The following is an 18,983-nucleotide window of genomic DNA, read 5'->3' as shown; positions in this document are numbered from 1 at the left end:
GCGTATAATCGTCGGCAGCGTCAGATGTGTATAAGAGACAGTCCCTGGTCATCCGCGATGGGCGCGTGGTGCCGCTGCACAAGGCGCGGACGCTCCAGGCCGGGGATATGGTCTATCTGTTCACCCCGCCCAGCCAACTGCCGCTGATCGACAAGCTGTTCGCCGAGAGCCGGCCGCTGGATCAGGACGACCGTGCGTTCTACGGCGATCTGGCGCTGAATCCCGACGCGACGGTGGAACAGATCGCCGAGATGTATGGCCTTCCCCTGTCGCTCGCCAACGCCCAGCGCTCCCTGCGCGACCTGCTGCGCAACGAGTTCGGCGGCGCCTGTGAGCTGGGCGACCGGATGCGGATGGGCGGCGTGGAACTGATCGTCCGCGACATGCAGGACGGGCAGATCACGTCGGTCGGCCTGGCACTGGAGCCGTCGGCAATGGACAAGCCCCGCGTGCCGCTGTTCCAGGGGCCGGAACGGCTCTGGCAGACGATCCTGTCCTGGTGGTCGAAACGCTCCTTCCGCCGCTGGCAGCTCCGGGAAACCCGCCGCGAGCGCCTGCCCGCCCGCGCCATCGAGACACCCACCTTGGCCGGAAAGGAACCGGAACGGCTGGAGGGGTGATCCCCATCCAGCCTCTTCCTCCGGATGGTCAGGCCATCGCGGGCTGTTGGGCGCGGATCATCGCCGCGAAGGCGTCGGGGGCGACGGGGCGGCCGAACAGGTAGCCCTGGAGCAGGTCGCAGCCCACCGACACCAGGAAGTCGCGCTGCTCCTCGGTCTCGACCCCTTCGGCGACGGTGACGAGGCCGAGGCCGTGCGCCATGCCGACCGCGGCGCGGACCAGCGCCCCGTTTTTCAGGTTGTCCGGGATGTCTTCCATGAAGGCGCGGTCGATTTTCAGCTTCGACACCGGAAGCTGCTGCACATAGCTGAGCGACGAATAGCCCGACCCGAAATCGTCGATGGCCACCTGGACGTCGATGGCCTCCAACTCCGTCAGGGTCTGCACGGCGGCCTTCAGATCGCGCACCGCCGCCTGTTCGGTGATCTCCAGCCCCAACCGCCCGCGCAGCTCCGGATGGAGTCCCAGAAGCTCCTCGAGGCGGGCGCTGAGATTGCCGCGCAGGAATTGCGGACCGGAGATGTTGATGAAGATCTGGTTGGGCAGGGTGCCCGCCGGCTCCCACACCGCCATCTGCTCGACGACGGCGTTCAGCACCCAGTCGGTGATGGGAACGATCAGGCCGCTTTCCTCGGCGACCGGGATGAACTCGCCGGGGGAGACCGGCCCCAGCGTGTGCTGGTTCCAGCGCAGCAGCGCCTCCGCCCCCACGATCCGGCCGGAGCGGGCCTCGACGATGGGCTGGTAGGCCATGTGCAGCTCGTTCCGCTCGATGGCGTGGGCGAGATGCATGGTCAGGAACATGCGCCGGGTCGCCGCCGCGGCCATCTCCGGCGTGTAGAAGCAGACGGTGTTGCCGCCGTTGTGCTGGGCGGCCTGAAGCGCCAGCTTGGCCTTGGCGTTCAGCTCCTCCAGCGTGCGGATGTCGGCGTCCTGCACGGCGGCGCCGATGGACAGCCGCAGCCGCACCCAATGGCGGTCGGCGTAGATGGAGGCGGTCAGCCGGTCATGCAGCAGATCGGCCAGGGTTTCCGCCTGCTCCGCGCTCTCGACGCGGGACAGGGCGGCGAACTCGTCGGCGGCGATGCGGCAGACGTAGGTCTGCTGAGGCAGCACCTCGGTCACGCGGCTGACCATCGCCTTCAGCGCGGCGTCGCCGACATGGAAGCCGAACGCCTCGTTGATGTCGCTGAACTGGTCGACGTCGAGCGCGTAGAGCGCGAACAGGCCCCCTTCCTGGCCGGGGAAGGGCGCGGACAGCACAGCCTCGCACTCCTCCAGGAAGGCGGTGCGGGTCAGAACGCCGGTCAGCGGGTCGTGCCGGGCGAGGTAGGTTGCTTTTTGCTCCGCCGCCAGCCGTTCGGAGATGTCGCGGATGATGCCGACGAACACGACATCGCGCGCCAAGCGGGCCTGGCCGACGCTGAGATGGATCGGGAACACCGCGCCGTCCTTGCGCCGGCCCAGCGCGTCGCGCCCGATGCCGATGATCTTGGCGCGTTCCGTCTCCAGATAGCTGCCGATGTACTTGTCGTGATCGCGGGAGAAGGGCGGCGGCATCAGGACGGAGACGTTCCGCCCGATCAGTTCCTCCTCGTCATAGCCGAACAGGTCGCGGCAAGACCGGTTGACCGTGCGGATGATGCCGTTGCGGTCCGCCACCACGACGCCATCCACCGCCGCGTCGAGCAGGGTGGTCACGAAGGGGTCGCGGCGCAGGACGAAATCGGCGATGCGGGCCGGGTCGGTCACGTCCTGGAACAGTCCAAGAAAGCCTTGCCCGCCGTCGCCGGTGCGGTGGGGCAGGACGCAGCCGGTCAGCACGCCGCGCCCGCCGTCCGCGTGCTCGACCTCGCAATCGACCGGAGCGGCTTCCCCGGTTTGTCCGGAGCGGTCCAGCGCCTGCACGACGGCGCACGCCAGTGGATGGTCGATTTCGGCCAGGGATTGCCCCACCAGGGCTTCGGGCGACGTTGCCAACACGGCGGCGAAGAGCGGGTTCGCCAACAGGCAACGATGCCCGGCGTCGGCGTAGACCAGCGCGAAGGACGCCTGGTGCATGAGGCTTTCGGCCAGCGACGCCAGGAACGCCGATGTCGTCGGCATTGCCGGTGCGGACGGGCTGTCAGGCCCCTGATGCTCTGCCGGAGACACGTTGGACAAAACCGTACCCGCTCACCAAGGCGCCCCGGAGGCTCGACACGAGGCCCGATACCCAGGGGTGCACAGAAACCGAGTTGTCATTATGACGGCTTGCGGAGCATTTTCCAACAAATTGCGGCGAAATCACAACATCTGTTGCATCCACCGCTCCCCCTATCACAACCCTGGGAAGGAGAACACCGCCCTGTCTCACCCGGAGAAACGGCGTCGGCAGCCAAAGCCAACCTTCCGGGATATACGCCTTTCGACATACACCATGGAGGAGAGGGAGGCAACAGCCTCCCCCTTATGCCGCTGCGGCGAGTTCCCGCACCCTCTGGGACAGCTTCTGGAAAGCGCGCTCCTCGATCTGGCGGATGCGCTCGCGGCTGACGCCGTAAACGGCGGCAAGATCCTCCAGCGTCTTCGGCGACGGGTTGAGGCGGCGGGCGGTCAGGATGTCGCGCTCGCGGTCCTTCAGCACCGTCATCGCTTCGTGGAGCATGGCGCTGCGGTGCATCGCCTCGTCGCGCTCCAGCAGGCTGTCTTCGGCGTTCGGGCGCTCGTCGGGCAGGAAGTCCTGCATCTCCGCGGTCCCCTCTCCGGCGGAGAGCGGCACATTGAGAGAGGCGACCGGCTGGACGAAGCGGCGGTTCACCGCGACCACGTCGCTCTCCGGCACGTCGAGTTCCTGGGCGATCCGGGACACGCTTTCCGGCTTCAGGTCGCCGTTGCCAAACTCGCCGAGCTTGCGCTTCAGGCGGGACAGGCCGAAGAAGAGCTTCTTCTGGGCGCCGGTGGTGCCCAGTTTCACGAGGCTCCAGGAGCGCAGAATGTATTCCTGGATGGACGCCTTGATCCACCACATCGCGTAGGTGGACAGGCGGAAGCCGCGGTCCGGCTCGAACTTGCGGACAGCGGTCATCAGGCCGATGTTGCCCTCGCCGACCAAGTCGGTCATCGGCAGACCGTAGCCGCGGAAGCCGGTGGCGATCTTGATCACCAGACGGAGATGGCTGGTCACCAGCTTGCGGGCCGCCTCCATGTCGCCATGCTGGCGCCACGCGGTGGCCAACACATACTCCTCCTCCGCGCCCAGAACGGGGAAGCGGTGGACCTGCTCGATGTAACGGGACAGCGACTCGCCGGGAAACGGCGTGGTCAATGCCAATGCGGTGCTCATGTCACATCCTCTTGAAAGCGATATGACCCAATCCGCCGGTCCCCGTGCTGGGCGGCCGGCGCCCTCTCTGCGAAGGCACCCACAGTTTACGCAGGCGGAACGCCAAGTCAACGCCGCACGGGGGCGCGTGCCGGGTGCCTTGACCTGGATGCATGGCCGTCCCCGCTCATAAACGGGGCGTAAACCAGCCGGGCCTTACTCAGGTCGGCAAAACCCCAAACACCGAATCATGAGACAGCAGACTCCGATGGCCGATATCCTCGTCGTCGATGACGATCCGGTATCCCTCAGCATCATCAGCAAGATTTTGGAGAAGGAAGGCAACACCGTGGCCGGCTGCACCGACGCGCGGGCGGCCATCGAGTCATTGACCTTCCATGAGTTCGACCTGCTGGTCACCGATCTCATCATGCCGGACCACGACGGATTTGAGGTCACCCAGGCAGCCAAGAGCCTTCGTCCGGACCTGCGGATCATCGTCCTGTCCGGAATCGACGAGCGGGTGCCGCCAGAGCTGACCATGCAGGCCCTGAGCAAGCTGGGTGTCGCCCGGATGGTCCGCAAGCCGATCAAGCCCGCGGTCCTGGCCTCCGAAGTGCTGGCGGTGCTGATCGGCGGCTGAGAAGCCCTGCCGAAGGGGCTTGGCCGGAAATCTCGTCCGGCCGGCGTATGGCTTCCTTGCGGTTGCATCGGGGCGGAGCTTGCCTCACCCTGCCCCGGCAGACCCGCCTCTCCTCCTTGGGAAGCCCGCATGATCCGCGCCGCGCTCGCCACCATCCTGTCCGCAAGCCTCTTCGCGAGCGCGCTGGGTTTCGCCGGCGCTGCGACGGCGGAAGCGCCGACCTTCGGTTTGCCGCTCGCGTGCCGCATCGGGGAAACCTGCTTCATCCAGAACTACGTCGATGAGGACGCCGGTCCCGGCTGGCGCGACCATGCCTGCGGCCGGCTGAGCTACGACGGCCATGACGGCACGGATTTCCGCCTTCCCGACTACACCGCGATGGACAAGGGCGTCGCCGTGCTGGCCGCCGCAGCAGGCACCGTCCTGCGCGTGCGCGACGGCATGGAGGACGTGAACGTGAACGTCATCGGGCGCGACACGGTCATGAAGGTCGGGGGCGGCAACGCCGTCATCATCGACCATGGCGACGGCTGGCAGACCGCCTACCTGCACATGAAGCGCGGCAGCGTCGCGGTCACCCCCGGCCAACGGGTGGAGGCCGGGCAACGGCTCGGCGACGTCGGGCTGTCGGGACTGACCGAGTTTCCCCATCTGCATTTCGGCGTGCGCCACAACGGCGCCGTCGTCGACCCCTTCGTCGGCCAGCAGCCCTTCACCGCCTGCGGCCAGCCCATGACGCCGCTGTGGAACGCCGCCACGGCCAAGGCGCTGGCCTACCGCCCGACCGCCGGCCTCAGCGCCGGCTTCGCCACCCGCCGCGTTCCGGAGGCCGAGCCGGCCCGCCACGGTGAATTCGCCGGGGAGGTGCTGACACCGGACGCGCCCCTGCTGGTGCTGTGGTCGGACATCATGGGCATCCGCGACGGCGACACCCAGCGAATCCGCATCCTCGACGGCGATGGCCGCACCCTGTTCGACAACAGCAAGGGCATCACCGGGGACAAGGCCGTCTGGTTCGCCTATCAGGGACTGAAGCGCCCGGCGGCTGGATGGCCCAAGGGACCCTACAAGGGCATCGTGACGCTGGCCCGCGACGGCAAGACGGTGGTCACGCTGGAGCGCCGGCTGGACGTTCGATAACGCCCCGCCGTTCCATCGCCGGGCCAATCACCGGGCCGATCCCGACGTCATGCGGTCGGGAACGCCTTGAGTCAGCAACGTGGTCAACCAGCGGAAGTTCGGCGCGCTTTCGGCCTGGAGCGCGCTCTGCACCACCTGCATGGCCTCCTCGGCATTGGGCGCCCGCATGTCGGGCGTGTGGCCCTCGGCGGTCTGGCCACCCGATGCCTCGTCCGCTCCGCTCTGCGCGAAGACGCTGACGGCGCCAACACCCAGCCGGTGGGCAATCGCGGAACTTCCCGTCACCGGACCCGCCGCGGAGGACGCCATCAGGCCGGCCCCGCCATCCTCACCGCCGACGCCGTTCAACTGCTCCAGCATCGCGGCGAACTGGCCGGCGAGTTCCCCCGCCTGCCGGGGCGCACCCGTGCCTTTGCGCTCCAGAAGCTCTTCAGCCCGGATGCGCATCAACTGGGAAGCGTCGGCGTTGGCCGGTATCGACATGGCGCGTGGACCCTGCGGCGTTCGGCTACCGGAGCAGGGCAAGCAAGGGACGGGCCATCATCAGAAGAGGCGGAAGGCCGGCTGGCGAGACCCTCTCGCCGCCTGCGCACCCGGCAAAAATTTCCGCCCCGCCCGGCAAGAATGACCGGCCATCCGGCAAGAATGGCCCTGCGGTGCCCTTGCCGTCCGTCAGTCCCGGAAGTTCACATACTGCAGGGGCTGCTCGATCTTCAGCCCGCGCACCAGGGCAATGGCGTCCTGGAGGTCGTCGCGCTTCTTGCCGGTGACGCGCAGTTCGTCGCCCTGGATAGAGACCTGGACCTTCATCTTGGCGTCCTTGATCGCCTTGACGATGGTCTTGCCAAGGTCCTGGGCGATCCCCTGCTTGACGGTGACGACCTGGCGCAGCGCGTCGCCCGCCGCCCGCTCCGGCGGCTTGGAATAGTCCAGGGCTCCGGCGTCCAGCTTCCGCCGGGTTACGTAGACCCGCAGCAATTCCTGCATCTGGTCGAGCTTGGGGGCGTCGTCGGCCAGCAGGGTGATGTCGTTCTCGGTGCGCTCCACGGTGCAGCGCGAGCCCTTGAAGTCGAAGCGGGTCTCGATCTCGCGGCGCATGCCGTTCAGCGCGTTGTCGATTTCGTGGATATCGGTCTTGGACACGATGTCGAAGGACGGCATGGGACTCTCTTTGCTCGGACGGACGGAATCGCGGAACCGTAGACGAGCCCGCCCCCCGCCTTCAAGGGGCCTGCACGGAGGACATGATGGAAATCGGCCCGTTGGATGTCATGTCGGTTGGACGTCATGTCGGTTGGCCGGGATGTTGGAACTCGATTCCCGGATTGCCGCCCGGCCCGCCGTTGCCCGGAGCGTTCTCGTAGGGCTTGTCCGGCATCTTCGGCTGGGGCTGCGCGTAGAAGCGCGGTTCCCGGTCATCCCAGGACCGTTCGAAGGGAAGCCGCATCATCGGGTTGGTGCCGTTGCGCTGGGCCTCGCGCTGGGCCTCCTGCAACTGCTCGGCCATGCGGCGGTCCCAGGGCAGGCGGTAGAGGTTGGGCGCCTGCTCCCAGAGGAGGGTGAGATAGATCGCTTCGTTCTCCACCAGCGTGGCGCTCAGCACCTTCGCCTCTCGGACGTTGGACCCCATCCATTCCAGCGTGACCGGCTTCGCGCGGCCCAGCAGCGCCGCCGGTGCGGCGTAGGCCGCCGGCAGCAGCAGGGCGAACAGCAGCAGGATCACCACGCGCGCCATCCGGTTGCGCGTCCAGCGCAGGGCCGACAGGACCAGCAGCAGGGTGACGACGGCGACGAAGCCGAAGATGACGGTCAGGCTTTCCATGGCGCACTCTCGATCCGACGGGTCAATTTTTCGCCGAGCGCAGCGGCTTGAACACGGCGTTCAAGGACCCCGGCACCAGCTCGCCTCGCTCGCTCAGGTTGAAGCGGAAGGCGGTGATCTCCTGCCCTTCGTGGTCCAGCCGGACGCGCGTTGCGGCTACAGTGGCGGCCCCCGATTCATGCTCCGCCTTGACGCGGGCGACCACCCGGACCCAGATGGGAAACACATTCTCCAGGTTGCGGAACATATGCACGTTGACAGTGTATTCCCCCGGAGGAATGCCGCGCGAATAGGAGGTTTCGAAATTGATCTCGGTGGGATCGGCGTAGGCTCCCAGATCGTCGCGCAGCAGGTTGAAGATCAGCCCCGACTTGTTCGAGTAACCGACCGGCACGTCCCCCGGCGCCTGCACCCACAGATCGACGTCGCTGCGCAGCTTGTCGTCCCAGCGCGCCTCGATGATGACGTTTCCCGGCGGCTCCATGCCCGCGGCGGCGGACGAGGAGGACTCGCTTTGCTGGTTGGCCTCGGTCTTCTTGGCCTCGTTGATGAAGGGGACCGCCAGGACCGCGCAGGCCACGAAACCGCACAGCAGCAGCGTCAGCAGGTCCCGCGCGACGAGCACACCGGTTTGGTCCTCGCCCAGGAAATCGTTCATGGTGTGGCCTCGCCGCCCAGGGCGCCGTAGGGGGCCGCTTGCGGCGCGGCGAAGTCCGGCGTCCCCGTCCGCGGAGCAAGCCGCGAGCGGGCGTGGGCCTCGTCCATGATCAGCGCGCACAGCGAGGCCGTCGCCCCGCGCAGGAGCTGGAGGTTGCAGGTGGTCCACAGGCACAGGGCGCCGCCGAGCATCGTGGCGTAGATCGCCACGCCCAGACCGCTCGCCAGCGTGGTCACCATGGCGCCGGCCGACGCGGCGTTGCCCACCATGTCCGGGGTGATGTTCGCGGCGAACAGGCTGAAGCCCCAGGCGGTGCCGATCAGGCCGAGCATGCCCAGCGCGTTGGCGATGTGTTGAAGATGCGAGATCCGCGAGAACAGGCGGATTTCCAGGGCTCGCTCGCTTTCGACCTTCATCAGCCGCCCGCCGCCGAGCTTGGCCCGATCCAGCTCACCGCCGATCTTCCACACCCGATAGGCCGACATCACCAAGCCGACCAGGAAGACGATCCCGATGATCGCGGTCGCCACGGCGATGTGCCCGGTCAGGACCCGGTCCAGCCACCCCTGCGCATAGAGGACGAAGACGAACGCCGAAATCGTCAAATTGAAAGCGACGAATTTCGCCTTGAGCAGCCACTGTTCTTCCATGGTTTTGACCCTGTGACGGTTGCGTGTGTCTCCGGATCGTCATGTTCAGACGGCGATGGCGCGTAACGGCGGCGCCGCGGGAAGCCGGGCGGTGATGGCGGGATCGGGAGAGCGGAAGACGAATGTGCGGCGGCATGCGCTAGGGGCGCCGGCACCGTTGGCTTGGGCGCTGGTGGCGGGACGGCTCCGTGTCGGCCATCGGTTCATCGGCGCACCTTCGCCGGAATTGCGCGACGACGGAGCCATACTGGAGTCATCCGTCACCTCATGAACCCCGGCCCCGGCCAAGAGTTCCCGACCCCCGGCGACGGACCTGCCGGGTTGACGCGCGTCACGGACGGCGAAAGCCCTGTGGCGGGAGAGAAAAAGGGAGCGCCCCGGGGCGTTCGGTCCCGGCAATCGTCCTTACGGAAATGGCCCTTTACGCCACGCCCTTTTCCTTCAGGAAGGGGCCGTACTTCTTGTCGGTACCCTGGATGTGCTTGATGAGCCAGCTCTTCAGGAAGTTCATCACCTCCATGCTCAGCGTGGCGGTGACGCCGGCGTGGTACTTGCGCTGCACCTCGAGCACCTGACTGGCCAGCGCGTCGTGTTCCGCCTTGTGGGCGTCGCGGTCCGGATAGCCGAGGCGGGCGAAATGCTCCTCCTCATGGGTGAAGTGGGACTTGGTGTAGGCGACGAGGCTGTCGAGAATGCCGCCCAGCGCCTCCTTGCTGCGCCCCGCCTGGACAGCGTCGAACAGCTCGTTGACCAGGGCGACCAGTTGCTTGTGCTCCTCGTCGAACTGGGCGATCCCGACACTCAGCTTCTCGTTCCACATCATCAGCGGCATTTCGTTCCGTCCCTTCGCGCTGGACCACACCTCACCGGCCGAAGATAACCCCAGCGTGCGAAAGGGTAACGTCTTCCGTATGGCGCTTCAACGGTCGGCGAACCCCCGGAAGTCAACGTTGGGAACCAATCCCGCATGCGGCTGTTCGACAGACGTTTCCAGCAGAAAGGAACATTTCATGAACGAGAAGCGTGACAACGACCGTGATCATCGCCCGCAGTCCCATCGCGGAGACGCGCCGAATCCGGGTCGCAATCCGAAAACCGTGGACGCCGGGGGCGCCGACCATTCGAACCGCGAGAAGGACCCGGACGACTGGACAACGGGGGACGAGCCGATGACCGGCGCGCAGGCCTCCTACCTGAAGACGCTCAGCGAGGAGGCCGGCGAAGGCTTCGACGGGGATCTGACGAAGGCCGAAGCCTCCAAACGCATCGACGCTCTTCAGGACAAGACGGGCCGCGGCGCCTGACGGCAGACGCCGCGGCTCCCGGACCTCAGGCCATCTCTTCCGCGAAGTGGCAGGCGACCAGCCGCTCGTCCACGGGGCGCAGCGCCGGCACCTCGGTCGCGCAGCGCTCCGTCGCGTGAGGGCAGCGCTTGTGGAAGGGGCAGCCCGGCGGCGGGTTCAGCGGCGAGGGCAGCTCGCCCTTCGGGATCACCCGCTCCGCCCGCAGCGCCGGGTTCACCCGCGGCGTGGCGGCCATCAGGATGCGGGTGTAGGGGTGACGCGGGCGGGAGTAGACCACGTCCTTCGGCCCGTGCTCCACCGGACGGCCCAGATACATCACCATGACCGCGTCGGCGATGTGCCGCACCACGCTGAGATCGTGGGAGATGAACAGGTAGGCGAGGTTCAACTCCTCCTGCAGGTCCATCATCAGGTTGAGCACCTGCGCCTGGATCGACACGTCGAGCGCCGACACCGGCTCGTCCGCCACCACCACCCGCGGGTTCAGCATCAGCGCGCGCGCGATGGCGATGCGCTGGCGCTGGCCGCCGGAGAACATGTGCGGGTAGCGGTCGACCTGATCGGGGCGCAGCCCGACCTTCGCCATCATGGCGACCGCCCGCTCCCGCCGCTCCTGCTTGCCCATCGGAGTGTTGATGACCAGCGGCTCCGACAGGATCGAGCCCACGGTCTTGCGCGGATTCAGCGATCCGTAGGGGTTCTGGAACACCATCTGGACGGTGCGCCGCAGTTCCTTCATCTCCGACGCGGTGCGCCCGACCACGTCGCGACCGTCGTAGAGAAGCTGCCCCGAGGACGGCGGCTCGATCATCGTGACGGAGCGCGCCAGCGTCGACTTGCCGCAGCCGGACTCGCCGACCACCGCCAACGTCTTCCCGGCTTCGAGCTGGAAGGACACGCCGTCCAGCGCCTTGACGGTGGCCGCCGGCTTGAAGGCGCCGCGCTTCACCGCATAGTGCTTGCGCAGGTGGATGGCTTCCAAGACCACCGGGCCGGTGGCCGGCATGACGTCGGTGAGGATGTCGGTCATCACAGAACCTCCCCGGCGCCGACCGGAGCGTCGGCCAGCGGATAGAAGCAGCGCGCCTTGCCGGCATCCACGTCGAACAGGGCCGGCCGCTCGATGCGGCAGCGGTCGGTGGCGAAGCGGCAGCGCGGATTGAACAGGCAGCCCTGCGGCCGGTCGCCGATGCCCGGCACCACGCCGGGGATGGTCGGCAGCCGGCGCTTGCCCAGCGCCCGCTCCGGCAGCGCGTCGAGCAGCGCGCCGGTGTAGGGGTGGCGCGGCGCCTTGAACAGGGCGTCCACCGGACGCGTCTCGGCGACCTGCCCGGCGTACATGACGACCACCCGCTGCGCCGTCTCCGCCACCACGCCCATGTCGTGGGTGATCAGGATCAGCGCCATGCCCCGCTCCTTCTGGAGGCGGACCAGCAGGTCGAGGATCTGCTTCTGGATGGTCACGTCGAGCGCCGTGGTCGGCTCGTCCGCGACCAGAAGGCGCGGGTTGCAGGCGATGGCGATAGCGATCATCACGCGCTGGTTCATGCCGCCGGAGAGCTGGTGCGGGAAGGCCGACAGGCGGCTTTCCGGGGCCGGAATGCCGACCTGCTCCAGCAGTTCGATGGCGCGGTTGCGCAGCGCCTTGCCGGACAGCCCCTCATGCACCTTCAGCGTCTCCATGATCTGGAAACCGACGGTGAAGCAGGGGTTCAGGCTGGTCATCGGCTCCTGGAAGACCATGGCCACGTCCTTGCCGGTGATCTTCCGGCGCTGCGACGGGCTCATCGCCAGCAGGTCCTTGCCGCCGAACTGCATGCGGTCGGCGACCACCGTGCCGTTGGAGCCGAGCAGGCCCATCACGGCGAGCGAGGTCACGGACTTGCCGGACCCGGACTCGCCGACGATGCCCACCACCTCGCCCTCGTCCACGGTAAGGTCGATCCCGTCCACGGCGCGGAAGGTGCCGGCGCGCGTGGTGAACTCGACGGACAGGTTCTTGATGTCGAGAAGAGGCATGATGGGTATCAGCGTTTCAGCTTGGGGTCGAGCGCGTCACGCAGCCCGTCGCCCAGCAGGTTGAAGGCCAGCACCGTCACCAGGATGGCCACGCCGGGCCAAGTGACGACCCAGGGGGCACGCTGGAGGAACTGGAGGGAGGAGGCCAGCATGGTGCCCCACTCCGGCGTCGGCGGCTGCGCGCCGAGGCCGAGGAAGCCCAGAGCCGCGGCGTCCAGAATCGCCGTGGAGAAGCCCAGCGTCGCTTGGACAATCAGCGGCGCCACGCAGTTCGGCAGGATCACCACCAGCATCAGCCGCAGCGGCCCGGCCCCCGCCACGCGGGACGCGACGACGTAGTCCTTGTTCGTTTCCGCCATCACCGCGGCGCGGGTCAGGCGGGCGTAGTGCGGGATGACCACGATGGACACGGCGAGCATGGCGTTGACCAGCCCCGGCCCGAGGATCGCCGCCACCACCACGGCCAGCAGCAGGCTGGGCAGCGACAGCAGGATGTCCATGAAGCGCATGACCAGCGCGTCGGTGACGCCGCCGAAGAAGCCGGCAACCATGCCCAGCGCCAGCCCGACCGCCAGCGACAGCGTGACGACGATCAGGCCGATCATCATCGACAGCCGCGCCCCGAAGATCAGGCGCGACAGCATGTCGCGCCCGATGTCGTCGGTGCCGAGGAGGAAGGCCCAGCGCCCACCCTCCTGCCAGACCGGCGGCACCAGAATGGCGTCGCGGTACTGGATGTTGGGATCGTGCGGCGCCACCAGCTCGGCGAACAGCGCCACCACGGCGATCAGCAGGATCACGGCGAGGCCGGCCATGGCCCCCTTGTTCTGCCGGAAATGGTACCAGAACTCGACCAGCGGGTGCGGCGGCTGGGAAACCGGCGGAGAAGCGGCCGGAAGAGTCTCCGGAACGCCCGTCGTCGTAGGAGTCGTCATGGCTCACCTCACCGCGAATGGCGGATGCGCGGGTTCAGGACGCCATAGAGAACGTCCACCAGCAGGTTCACGGTCATCACCGTCGTCGCGATCAGCAGCACCCCGCCCTGGAGCGCCGGATAGTCGCGGCGGTTGATGCTCTCGATCAGCCACTTGCCCACGCCGGGCCAGGAGAAGATGGTTTCGGTCAGGATCGCGCCGCCCAGCAGCGTGCCCACCTGAAGGCCGATCACGGTGACCACGGGGATCAGCGCGTTGCGCAGGGCGTGCATGCCGATCACCCGCTTGCCCGCCAACCCCTTGGCCTTGGCGGTGCGGATGTAGTCCTCGCCCAGCACCTCCAGCATGGCGGAGCGCGTCATGCGCGCCACGACGGCCAGCGGAACGGTGCCGAGAACGATCATCGGCAGGATGAGGTGATGCAGCGCCGACCAGAAGGCGCCGTATTCGCCGGCCATCAGCGTGTCGATCAGCATGAAGCCGGTCACCGGCTCCACGTAATAGAGCAGGTCGAGCCGCCCGGACACCGGGGTCCAGCCCAGCCCCACCGAGAAGAACAGGATCAGCAGCAGGCCCCACCAGAAGATCGGCATGGAATAGCCGGTCAGGCTGATGCCCATCACGCCATGGTCGAAGATCGAACCGCGCCGCACCGCCGCGATGATTCCCGCGGGCAGGCCGACCACCGTGGCGAACAGCATGGCAAGTGCTGCCAGTTCCAGCGTCGCCGGGAACAGCGTCACGAATTCGCTGAACACCGAATTGCGCGTCACCAGCGACACGCCGAGGTCGCCCTGGAGGACGCCGCCGATGTAGTCGAGGAACTGGTGCCACAGGGGCCGGTCGAGCCCCAGTTCGTGTCGCAGTTCGAGAAGCCGTTCGGGGGGGATCCCGCGCTCGCCGACGCGCACCTCGATGGGGTCGCCGGGGACAAGGCGGATCAGAAGGAAGGTCAGGAAGGTGACGCCGAGAAAGGTCGGAATCACCAGGCTCACCCGCGTCAGGATGAAGCGTAGCATCGGATCGTCACCGGGGGCTCGAAACGAAAGCAAGGAGGCCGCGGCCCCCTTTTTACCTCTGCATCCGCAAAGGGAAGCCGGGGGTTTAATGCCCCGGCCACCGCTTTGTAAAGCCGCTTGCTACGCTGAGTTTATTGTTTCAAATCGACGCCGTAGAAGCGATGGATGCCGAACGGGTCCATCTTGTAATCGACCACATTCTTGCTCAGCGCCATGTGCACGACCGAGTGCGCGACGGTCAGCCACGGGGCCTCTTCCTTGAAGATGACCTGCGCCTGCTCGTACAGCTTGGTGCGGGCGGCGATGTCGGTGGTGCGCTTGGCCTGCACGACGAGGTCGTCGAACTCCTTGTAGCACCACTTGGCGATGTTCGACCCGCCGGCACGCGCGGCCTCGCAGCCGAGCAGGACGTGCAGGAAGTTGTCGGGATCGCCGTTGTCGCCGGTCCAGCCCAGCATGCCCATCTGGTGCTCGCCGGCCTGGAGACGCTTGCGGTACTCGCCCCACTCGTACTGCACGACCTTGGCCTTGATGCCGACCTTGGCGAGGTCCGCCTGCATCATCTCGGCCATGCGCTTGGCGTTGGGGTTGTAGGGACGCTGCACCGGCATGGCCCACAGGTCGGTCTCGAAGCCGTCCGGGAAGCCGGCCTCGGCCAGCAGCTTCTTCGCGCGCTCCGGATCGTACGGGTAGTCCTCGATCTCCTTGTTGTACGACCACATGGTCGGCGGGATCGGGTTCTTCGCCGGAACGCCGGCGCCCTGGTACACTGCATCGACCACAGCCTTCTTATCGATGGCCATGTTCAGCGCGCGGCGGACGCGCACGTCGTCGAAGGGCTTCTTGGTGACGTTGAAGGCGAGATAGCCGACGTTCAGGCCTTCCTGCTCCATCAGGGTGATGGCGGTGTCCTTCTTCATCGCCTCCAGATCGGCCGGGTTCGGGTACGGCACGATGTGGCACTCGCCGGCCTTCAGCTTGGCGTAGCGGACGGCGGCGTCGGGCGTGATGGCGAAGACGAGGTTGTCGAGCTGCGCCTTGCCGCCCCAATACGGCTCGAACGCCTTGTAGCGGATGACCGCGTCCTTCTGGTAGGCGACGAACTGGAACGGGCCGGTGCCGATCGGCGCCTGATCGATCTTGTCGATCTGGTTCTTCTTCTGCAAGGCCTCGGCGTATTCGGCGGACTGGATGGGCGCGAAGGGCATCGCCAGATTGGCGATGAAGGGCGCCTCGACCTTGTTCAGCGTGAACTTGACCGTGTAGTCGTCGACCTTCTCGATCGACTTCAGCAGGTCCGGCATCGCCATGTCGTTGAAGTAGTCATAGGCGCCGCCGGACACCTTGTGGAAGGGGTGATCCTTCTTCCACTGACGGTTGAACGACCACAGAACGTCGTCCGCGTTGGCGTCGCGGGTCGGCTTGAAGTCGTTGTTGCTGTGCCACTTCACGCCCTTGCGCAGGTGGAACGTGTAGGTCAGCCCGTCCTCCGACACCTCCCACTTCTCGGCGAGGCCGGGGACCACCTTGGTGCCGCCGTACTCGAACTGCACGAGGTTGTTGTACACGGGCAGCGAGACGTCGAAGCTCGTTCCGGTCGTGTTGACCATCGGGTTGAAGTTTTCGGGGCTGCCCTCTGAGCAATAGACGAGGGTCTTGGCGGCCTGGGCCGGCGCAGCAAGCGCCAAGGTGGCGGCAACGCCGAGCCCGGCACCCAGCAGGATGCGCTTCATTCCTAACAACCTCCCGTGTTCGGTCGAATGGCCGCCCGTTCTTTTCGGCGGCCGGTGATGCGGGTTCATTTGGCGCGTGGCCGAATCGTCTGTCAACACGCAACCAAGCGGCATCACGCAAGCTCCACGGCAGTTGTCAGGCCAAGCGGAATTTCAGGCGCGGCCCGATCTCCGTGAAGCCCTCGCGCTGGTAGAATCGCAGGGAATCCGGCCATTCCGCGGCGGACGGCGCCCCCACCTCCACCCGTGTCCAGCGATGGGCGCGGCCGTGGTCGAGAACGGCCCGGATCAGCCGCCGCCCCACCCCGGCGGAGCGCGACTCCGGCGTCACGTACAATTCCCGGATCGTCCCGAACCGGCCCAACGTTGAGATGCAGGCCCCCTCCGACAGGGTCGCGACGCCGATCGGGCGCCCCGCCCCGTCCTCGGCCAGGAACACCGTGCAGGACAGGCCGTCGCCGCTCAGCAGGGATTCGGCGATGGCCAGCATGACAGCGCGCGGCGTATCGCTCTGCCCGGCGGTCAGTTCCGACAGCAGCGCCGCCACGAACCCGGTGACCGTGGCCGCGTCGGCGAGACCGGCCTTTCGTACATGAACGTCCCCCATCGCCGCCCCTCCCCGATCTTTTCTTGTGGTCAGCAAGCCTCCGCTTCGATGGTCAGGCTGTCCAGGAGAAAGCTGCCGTCCTCCAGGATGTCGAAGTGGCGGCGCACCTCGTCGGAGGCGAGGTCCTGCAGGGCGCGGATGGCCTGGGCGCGCAGGTCGGGGGTCGAGGTGCGGGCGGTCCAGACGGCGAACTCCATGCGCAGGCGGCGCGGCGTCAGGCCGGTCACCGCGAAGCCGGCGCGCGACAGGGCGGCCAGCCATTCGGCGGCGCTGTAGTTGCGGACGTGCGAGGTGTCGCGCAGCAGCTCCACGGCCTGGAGATGGGTGTCCAGCAGCGGGTGCCCCGGCGACACGATGTCCACGAAAACCGCCCGCCCGCCGGGGGCCAACACCCGCCGCGCCTCGCGCAGGCCGGCCTCGGCATTCAGCCAGTGATGGGCGCTGAAGCGGCTCAGCACCACGTCGAAATGACCGTCCGGAAAGGGCAGACGCTCGGCGGGGGCCTGGGTGGTGGTGATGTTGGTCAGGCCGCGCTCCGCCGCGTTGCGGGCCACCGCCTCCAACATCGGGGCGGTGACGTCCACGGCGACCACCTCGGCGGCGTGGGGGGCGGCGCGGTAGGCGACATGGCCGCCGCCGCAGCCGAGATCCAGCACGCGGGCGGCGTTCCTGCCGCGCAACGTGTCCTCGATCTGGTCCAGGTCGGCGCCGGAGGCGTGGACGGCGCTGGTCACATAGGCGTCGGCGCGCTGGCCGTACTGCGCGGCGACGACGCCGTGGTGGCTGTTGGTCATGGTGGCGATTCCGTTCGTGTTTGTTGGGGCGCGTTCGTTGTGATGACCCAGCATCGGGCTTCCGGCAAACTGGTACAAGGCAAGCGCTTATCCTGGTATAAGCGCTGCCACCATGAGCTCCGACGACGACACGCGGCACCGGCTGGGCGCCTTCCTGCGCGCCCACCGGGAGCGGCTGACCCCGGCAGAGGCCGGCATTCCGCAGACCGGCTCCGCCCGTCGCCGCACGCCCGGCCTGCGGCGGGAAGAGGCCGCCCAGCTCTGCGGCCTCAGCCCGACCTGGTACACCTGGCTGGAACAGGGGCGCGAGGTCTCCGTCTCCCCTCCCGCACTGGCGCGCATCGCCGGGGCGCTTCGGCTGACCGCGGCGGAGCGCGCCTACCTGTTCGAGCTGTCGCGCAAGCGCGATCCCGACGCCGACGCGACGGACGGATCGGACCAGCCGCCGGCCCCACTGCTCGCGGCGCTGGAGTCGATGACGGCGCCGGCCTATCTGCTCGACCGCGTCTGGAACGCCCGCGGCTGGAACGCCCCTGCGGCGCATCTCTTCTCCGGCTGGCTGGGCGGGGCGGAGCGGAACCTGCTGCGCTACGTCTTCCTCGACCCCACCGCACGGGGATTCATCGCCGATTGGGAGGACCGCGCCCGCCGGCTGCTCGCCGAGTTCCGCGCCGACACCGCCCGCCGCGCCGGGGACACGCAGGTGGCCGCCCTGGTCGACGGCCTGCGCGCGGCCTCGCCCCGCTTCGCCCGGCTGTGGGAGGACCAGGGCGTGCTGGAGCGCGAGGGCGGCACCCGCGGCTTCACCCATCCCCAGGACGGGACGCTGGTCTACGAACAAGTGACGTTGTGCCCCGCCGGACGATCCGACTACAAGCTGGTGATGCTGCTGGGGCCGCAGGCTCCGTAAGACGCCCACTGACACGCTCCGGACGCCCCATGGACCGCCAGCCGCGCAACGCCGTCTTCACAGCCTATGCCTTGTATCTGCTCTCCTCGGCCTTCTTCGCCTCCAACGTGGTGATCGGACGGGCCGCGGCCGCCATCGTGCCGCCGGTCGGGCTGGCCTTCTGGCGCTGGGTGCTGGCCTTCCTGATGATCCTGCCGCTGGCCCTGCCCGGCCTGATCCAGCACCGCCACGTCCTGCGCGCCTCGTGGAAGCGCTTCCTTCTGCTGGGGGCCCTGGCCCAGGGCGTGTGCGGCGCCGTCGTCTACATGGGGCTGGAGCGCACCAGCGCGACCAACGCCGCCCTCATCTACGCGACCAGTCCGGTCATCATCCTGATGATCGCCGCCCTGTGGCTGCGCGAGAAGGTGACGCCGCGGCAGGCCGCGGGAATCGCCGTCGCCATGGCCGGCGTGCTGGTCATCCTGACCCGCGGCGACGCGCAGGCGCTGCTGCATCTGTCCTTCAACGCCGGCGACCTGCTGATTCTGGTGGGGTCGGCGACCTGGGCGGTCTACACGGTGCTGCTGCGCCAGACCCGCAGTTCGCTGCCGGTGGTGACGGTGTTCGCGGCGAACGCGCTGGCCGGTGTCGTCGTGCTCGCCCCCTTCTACGCGTGGGAGACGCTGGCCCTGCGCCCCGTCCCGCTGAGCCTGGACGCCGCCATCCGCATCGCCGGCGTGGCGCTGTTCGCCTCCGTCCTGGCCTTCCTGACCTACCAGAAGACGATCAACCTGATGGGTCCGGCGCGGGCCGGCACCTCGCTCTACGTCTGTCTCTTATACACA

General features: G+C 67.7%; 21 protein-coding genes. 6 read left to right on the top strand and 15 right to left on the bottom strand.

Features of this window, described 5'->3' with window-relative positions:
* Positions 1–26: 26 nt before the first annotated feature.
* Positions 27–620, top strand: coding sequence for a transporter associated domain-containing protein (locus Q4I23_RS19185; RefSeq protein ID WP_498527232.1), 594 nt, complete (start codon positions 27–29; stop codon positions 618–620).
* A 28-nt stretch (positions 621–648) separates the two neighbouring features.
* Here Q4I23_RS19185 and Q4I23_RS19180 read toward each other — a convergent pair whose 3' ends face one another.
* Both Q4I23_RS19180 and rpoH read right to left on the bottom strand, forming a co-directional pair.
* Positions 649–2,727: a putative bifunctional diguanylate cyclase/phosphodiesterase gene (locus tag Q4I23_RS19180; protein WP_498527231.1), complete on the bottom strand. Its 2,079-nt coding sequence runs from the start codon at positions 2,725–2,727 to the stop codon at positions 649–651.
* Positions 2,728–3,070: 343 nt separating this feature from the next.
* Entirely contained in the window at positions 3,071–3,946 is an 876-nt protein-coding gene (gene rpoH / locus Q4I23_RS19175) for an RNA polymerase sigma factor RpoH (RefSeq protein WP_498527230.1), read from the bottom strand.
* Positions 3,947–4,193: 247 nt separating this feature from the next.
* On the opposite strand from rpoH, the gene Q4I23_RS19170 reads away from it, so the two are divergent.
* Entirely contained in the window at positions 4,194–4,568 is a 375-nt protein-coding gene (locus tag Q4I23_RS19170; RefSeq protein ID WP_498527229.1) for a response regulator, read from the top strand.
* 129 nt (positions 4,569–4,697) lie between these two features.
* Positions 4,698–5,708 carry a M23 family metallopeptidase gene (locus Q4I23_RS19165; protein WP_498527228.1) on the top strand — a complete coding sequence of 337 codons (1,011 nt, stop codon included), beginning with the start codon at positions 4,698–4,700 and terminating at the stop codon, positions 5,706–5,708.
* A 27-nt stretch (positions 5,709–5,735) separates the two neighbouring features.
* Here the strand turns inward: Q4I23_RS19165 and Q4I23_RS19160 are convergent, their stop codons facing one another.
* The 6 genes from Q4I23_RS19160 to Q4I23_RS19135 all read right to left on the bottom strand — a co-directional run bounded on the left by Q4I23_RS19160 (position 5,736) and on the right by Q4I23_RS19135 (position 9,670).
* Positions 5,736–6,191, bottom strand: coding sequence for a hypothetical protein (locus Q4I23_RS19160; protein WP_454016779.1), 456 nt, complete (start codon positions 6,189–6,191; stop codon positions 5,736–5,738).
* A gap of 189 nt (positions 6,192–6,380) precedes the next feature.
* Positions 6,381–6,869 carry a YajQ family cyclic di-GMP-binding protein gene (locus tag Q4I23_RS19155; protein ID WP_014198684.1) on the bottom strand — a complete coding sequence of 163 codons (489 nt, stop codon included), beginning with the start codon at positions 6,867–6,869 and terminating at the stop codon, positions 6,381–6,383.
* A gap of 124 nt (positions 6,870–6,993) precedes the next feature.
* Positions 6,994–7,530 carry a hypothetical protein gene (locus Q4I23_RS19150; protein WP_035679071.1) on the bottom strand — a complete coding sequence of 179 codons (537 nt, stop codon included), beginning with the start codon at positions 7,528–7,530 and terminating at the stop codon, positions 6,994–6,996.
* 22 nt (positions 7,531–7,552) lie between these two features.
* Positions 7,553–8,188 (bottom strand): DUF2135 domain-containing protein, encoded by a 636-nt coding sequence (locus Q4I23_RS19145; protein ID WP_498527227.1) that lies wholly within the window; start codon positions 8,186–8,188, stop codon positions 7,553–7,555.
* The gene (locus Q4I23_RS19140) at positions 8,185–8,838 is read right to left on the bottom strand and encodes a hypothetical protein (protein ID WP_454016780.1); all 654 of its coding nucleotides are present in this window, start codon (positions 8,836–8,838) and stop codon (positions 8,185–8,187) included. Before Q4I23_RS19140 ends, Q4I23_RS19145 begins: the two co-directional genes overlap by 4 nt.
* A gap of 421 nt (positions 8,839–9,259) precedes the next feature.
* The gene (locus Q4I23_RS19135) at positions 9,260–9,670 is read right to left on the bottom strand and encodes a bacteriohemerythrin (RefSeq protein WP_454016781.1); all 411 of its coding nucleotides are present in this window, start codon (positions 9,668–9,670) and stop codon (positions 9,260–9,262) included.
* A 178-nt stretch (positions 9,671–9,848) separates the two neighbouring features.
* Between Q4I23_RS19135 and Q4I23_RS19130 the strand changes: the two genes are divergently transcribed.
* On the top strand, positions 9,849–10,142 hold the full coding sequence (locus Q4I23_RS19130; RefSeq protein WP_498527226.1) for a DUF3072 domain-containing protein: 294 nt from the start codon (positions 9,849–9,851) through the stop codon (positions 10,140–10,142).
* A gap of 25 nt (positions 10,143–10,167) precedes the next feature.
* Here Q4I23_RS19130 and Q4I23_RS19125 read toward each other — a convergent pair whose 3' ends face one another.
* The 7 genes from Q4I23_RS19125 to Q4I23_RS19095 form a co-directional block, all read right to left on the bottom strand.
* Positions 10,168–11,172 (bottom strand): peptide ABC transporter ATP-binding protein, encoded by a 1,005-nt coding sequence (locus tag Q4I23_RS19125; protein ID WP_079284970.1) that lies wholly within the window; start codon positions 11,170–11,172, stop codon positions 10,168–10,170.
* Positions 11,172–12,161 carry an ABC transporter ATP-binding protein gene (locus Q4I23_RS19120; RefSeq protein ID WP_114860939.1) on the bottom strand — a complete coding sequence of 330 codons (990 nt, stop codon included), beginning with the start codon at positions 12,159–12,161 and terminating at the stop codon, positions 11,172–11,174. The genes Q4I23_RS19125 and Q4I23_RS19120 overlap by 1 nt, the downstream gene beginning before the upstream one ends.
* Before the next feature lie 8 nt (positions 12,162–12,169).
* Positions 12,170–13,096: an ABC transporter permease subunit gene (locus tag Q4I23_RS19115; RefSeq protein WP_137116251.1), complete on the bottom strand. Its 927-nt coding sequence runs from the start codon at positions 13,094–13,096 to the stop codon at positions 12,170–12,172.
* A gap of 8 nt (positions 13,097–13,104) precedes the next feature.
* A complete protein-coding gene (locus Q4I23_RS19110) occupies positions 13,105–14,115 on the bottom strand; it encodes an ABC transporter permease subunit (protein WP_035679052.1) in 1,011 nt (336 codons plus the stop codon).
* Positions 14,116–14,246: 131 nt separating this feature from the next.
* Positions 14,247–15,848 carry an ABC transporter substrate-binding protein gene (locus tag Q4I23_RS19105; protein ID WP_498527225.1) on the bottom strand — a complete coding sequence of 534 codons (1,602 nt, stop codon included), beginning with the start codon at positions 15,846–15,848 and terminating at the stop codon, positions 14,247–14,249.
* 136 nt (positions 15,849–15,984) lie between these two features.
* Positions 15,985–16,455, bottom strand: coding sequence for a GNAT family N-acetyltransferase (locus Q4I23_RS19100; RefSeq protein ID WP_498527224.1), 471 nt, complete (start codon positions 16,453–16,455; stop codon positions 15,985–15,987).
* Between the two features lie 29 nt (positions 16,456–16,484).
* Positions 16,485–17,249 (bottom strand): class I SAM-dependent methyltransferase, encoded by a 765-nt coding sequence (locus tag Q4I23_RS19095; RefSeq protein WP_498527223.1) that lies wholly within the window; start codon positions 17,247–17,249, stop codon positions 16,485–16,487.
* A gap of 112 nt (positions 17,250–17,361) precedes the next feature.
* Between Q4I23_RS19095 and Q4I23_RS19090 the strand changes: the two genes are divergently transcribed.
* A complete protein-coding gene (locus Q4I23_RS19090; protein ID WP_498527222.1) occupies positions 17,362–18,159 on the top strand; it encodes a helix-turn-helix transcriptional regulator in 798 nt (265 codons plus the stop codon).
* A 29-nt stretch (positions 18,160–18,188) separates the two neighbouring features.
* A partial coding sequence (locus tag Q4I23_RS19085; RefSeq protein ID WP_498527221.1) for a DMT family transporter occupies positions 18,189–18,983 on the top strand: 795 nt, incomplete at its 3' end.

The organism is Azospirillum sp. UFLA03-27 (assembly GCF_059803775.1).
The sequence above is the reverse complement of the archived record's forward strand: the minus strand, read 5'-3'. Positions and strand labels throughout refer to the sequence as shown.

Excerpts from the sequence above, each read along its gene's own strand:
- Q4I23_RS19120 (WP_114860939.1), bottom strand. The coding sequence starts at position 12,161 with ATGCCTCTTCTCGACATCAAGAACCTGTCCGTCGAGTTCACCACGCGC.
- Q4I23_RS19140 (WP_454016780.1), bottom strand. The coding sequence starts at position 8,838 with ATGGAAGAACAGTGGCTGCTCAAGGCGAAATTCGTCGCTTTCAATTTG.
- Q4I23_RS19180 (WP_498527231.1), bottom strand. The coding sequence starts at position 2,727 with ATGCCGACGACATCGGCGTTCCTGGCGTCGCTGGCCGAAAGCCTCATG.
- Q4I23_RS19115 (WP_137116251.1), bottom strand. The coding sequence starts at position 13,096 with ATGACGACTCCTACGACGACGGGCGTTCCGGAGACTCTTCCGGCCGCT.
- Q4I23_RS19150 (WP_035679071.1), bottom strand. The coding sequence starts at position 7,530 with ATGGAAAGCCTGACCGTCATCTTCGGCTTCGTCGCCGTCGTCACCCTG.
- Q4I23_RS19155 (WP_014198684.1), bottom strand. The coding sequence starts at position 6,869 with ATGCCGTCCTTCGACATCGTGTCCAAGACCGATATCCACGAAATCGAC.
- Q4I23_RS19160 (WP_454016779.1), bottom strand. The coding sequence starts at position 6,191 with ATGTCGATACCGGCCAACGCCGACGCTTCCCAGTTGATGCGCATCCGG.
- Q4I23_RS19125 (WP_079284970.1), bottom strand. The coding sequence starts at position 11,172 with ATGACCGACATCCTCACCGACGTCATGCCGGCCACCGGCCCGGTGGTC.
- Q4I23_RS19105 (WP_498527225.1), bottom strand. The coding sequence starts at position 15,848 with ATGAAGCGCATCCTGCTGGGTGCCGGGCTCGGCGTTGCCGCCACCTTG.
- Q4I23_RS19145 (WP_498527227.1), bottom strand. The coding sequence starts at position 8,188 with ATGAACGATTTCCTGGGCGAGGACCAAACCGGTGTGCTCGTCGCGCGG.
- Q4I23_RS19130 (WP_498527226.1), top strand. The coding sequence starts at position 9,849 with ATGAACGAGAAGCGTGACAACGACCGTGATCATCGCCCGCAGTCCCAT.
- Q4I23_RS19090 (WP_498527222.1), top strand. The coding sequence starts at position 17,362 with ATGAGCTCCGACGACGACACGCGGCACCGGCTGGGCGCCTTCCTGCGC.
- rpoH (WP_498527230.1), bottom strand. The coding sequence starts at position 3,946 with ATGAGCACCGCATTGGCATTGACCACGCCGTTTCCCGGCGAGTCGCTG.
- Q4I23_RS19170 (WP_498527229.1), top strand. The coding sequence starts at position 4,194 with ATGGCCGATATCCTCGTCGTCGATGACGATCCGGTATCCCTCAGCATC.
- Q4I23_RS19110 (WP_035679052.1), bottom strand. The coding sequence starts at position 14,115 with ATGCTACGCTTCATCCTGACGCGGGTGAGCCTGGTGATTCCGACCTTT.
- Q4I23_RS19095 (WP_498527223.1), bottom strand. The coding sequence starts at position 17,249 with ATGACCAACAGCCACCACGGCGTCGTCGCCGCGCAGTACGGCCAGCGC.
- Q4I23_RS19165 (WP_498527228.1), top strand. The coding sequence starts at position 4,698 with ATGATCCGCGCCGCGCTCGCCACCATCCTGTCCGCAAGCCTCTTCGCG.
- Q4I23_RS19135 (WP_454016781.1), bottom strand. The coding sequence starts at position 9,670 with ATGCCGCTGATGATGTGGAACGAGAAGCTGAGTGTCGGGATCGCCCAG.
- Q4I23_RS19100 (WP_498527224.1), bottom strand. The coding sequence starts at position 16,455 with ATGGGGGACGTTCATGTACGAAAGGCCGGTCTCGCCGACGCGGCCACG.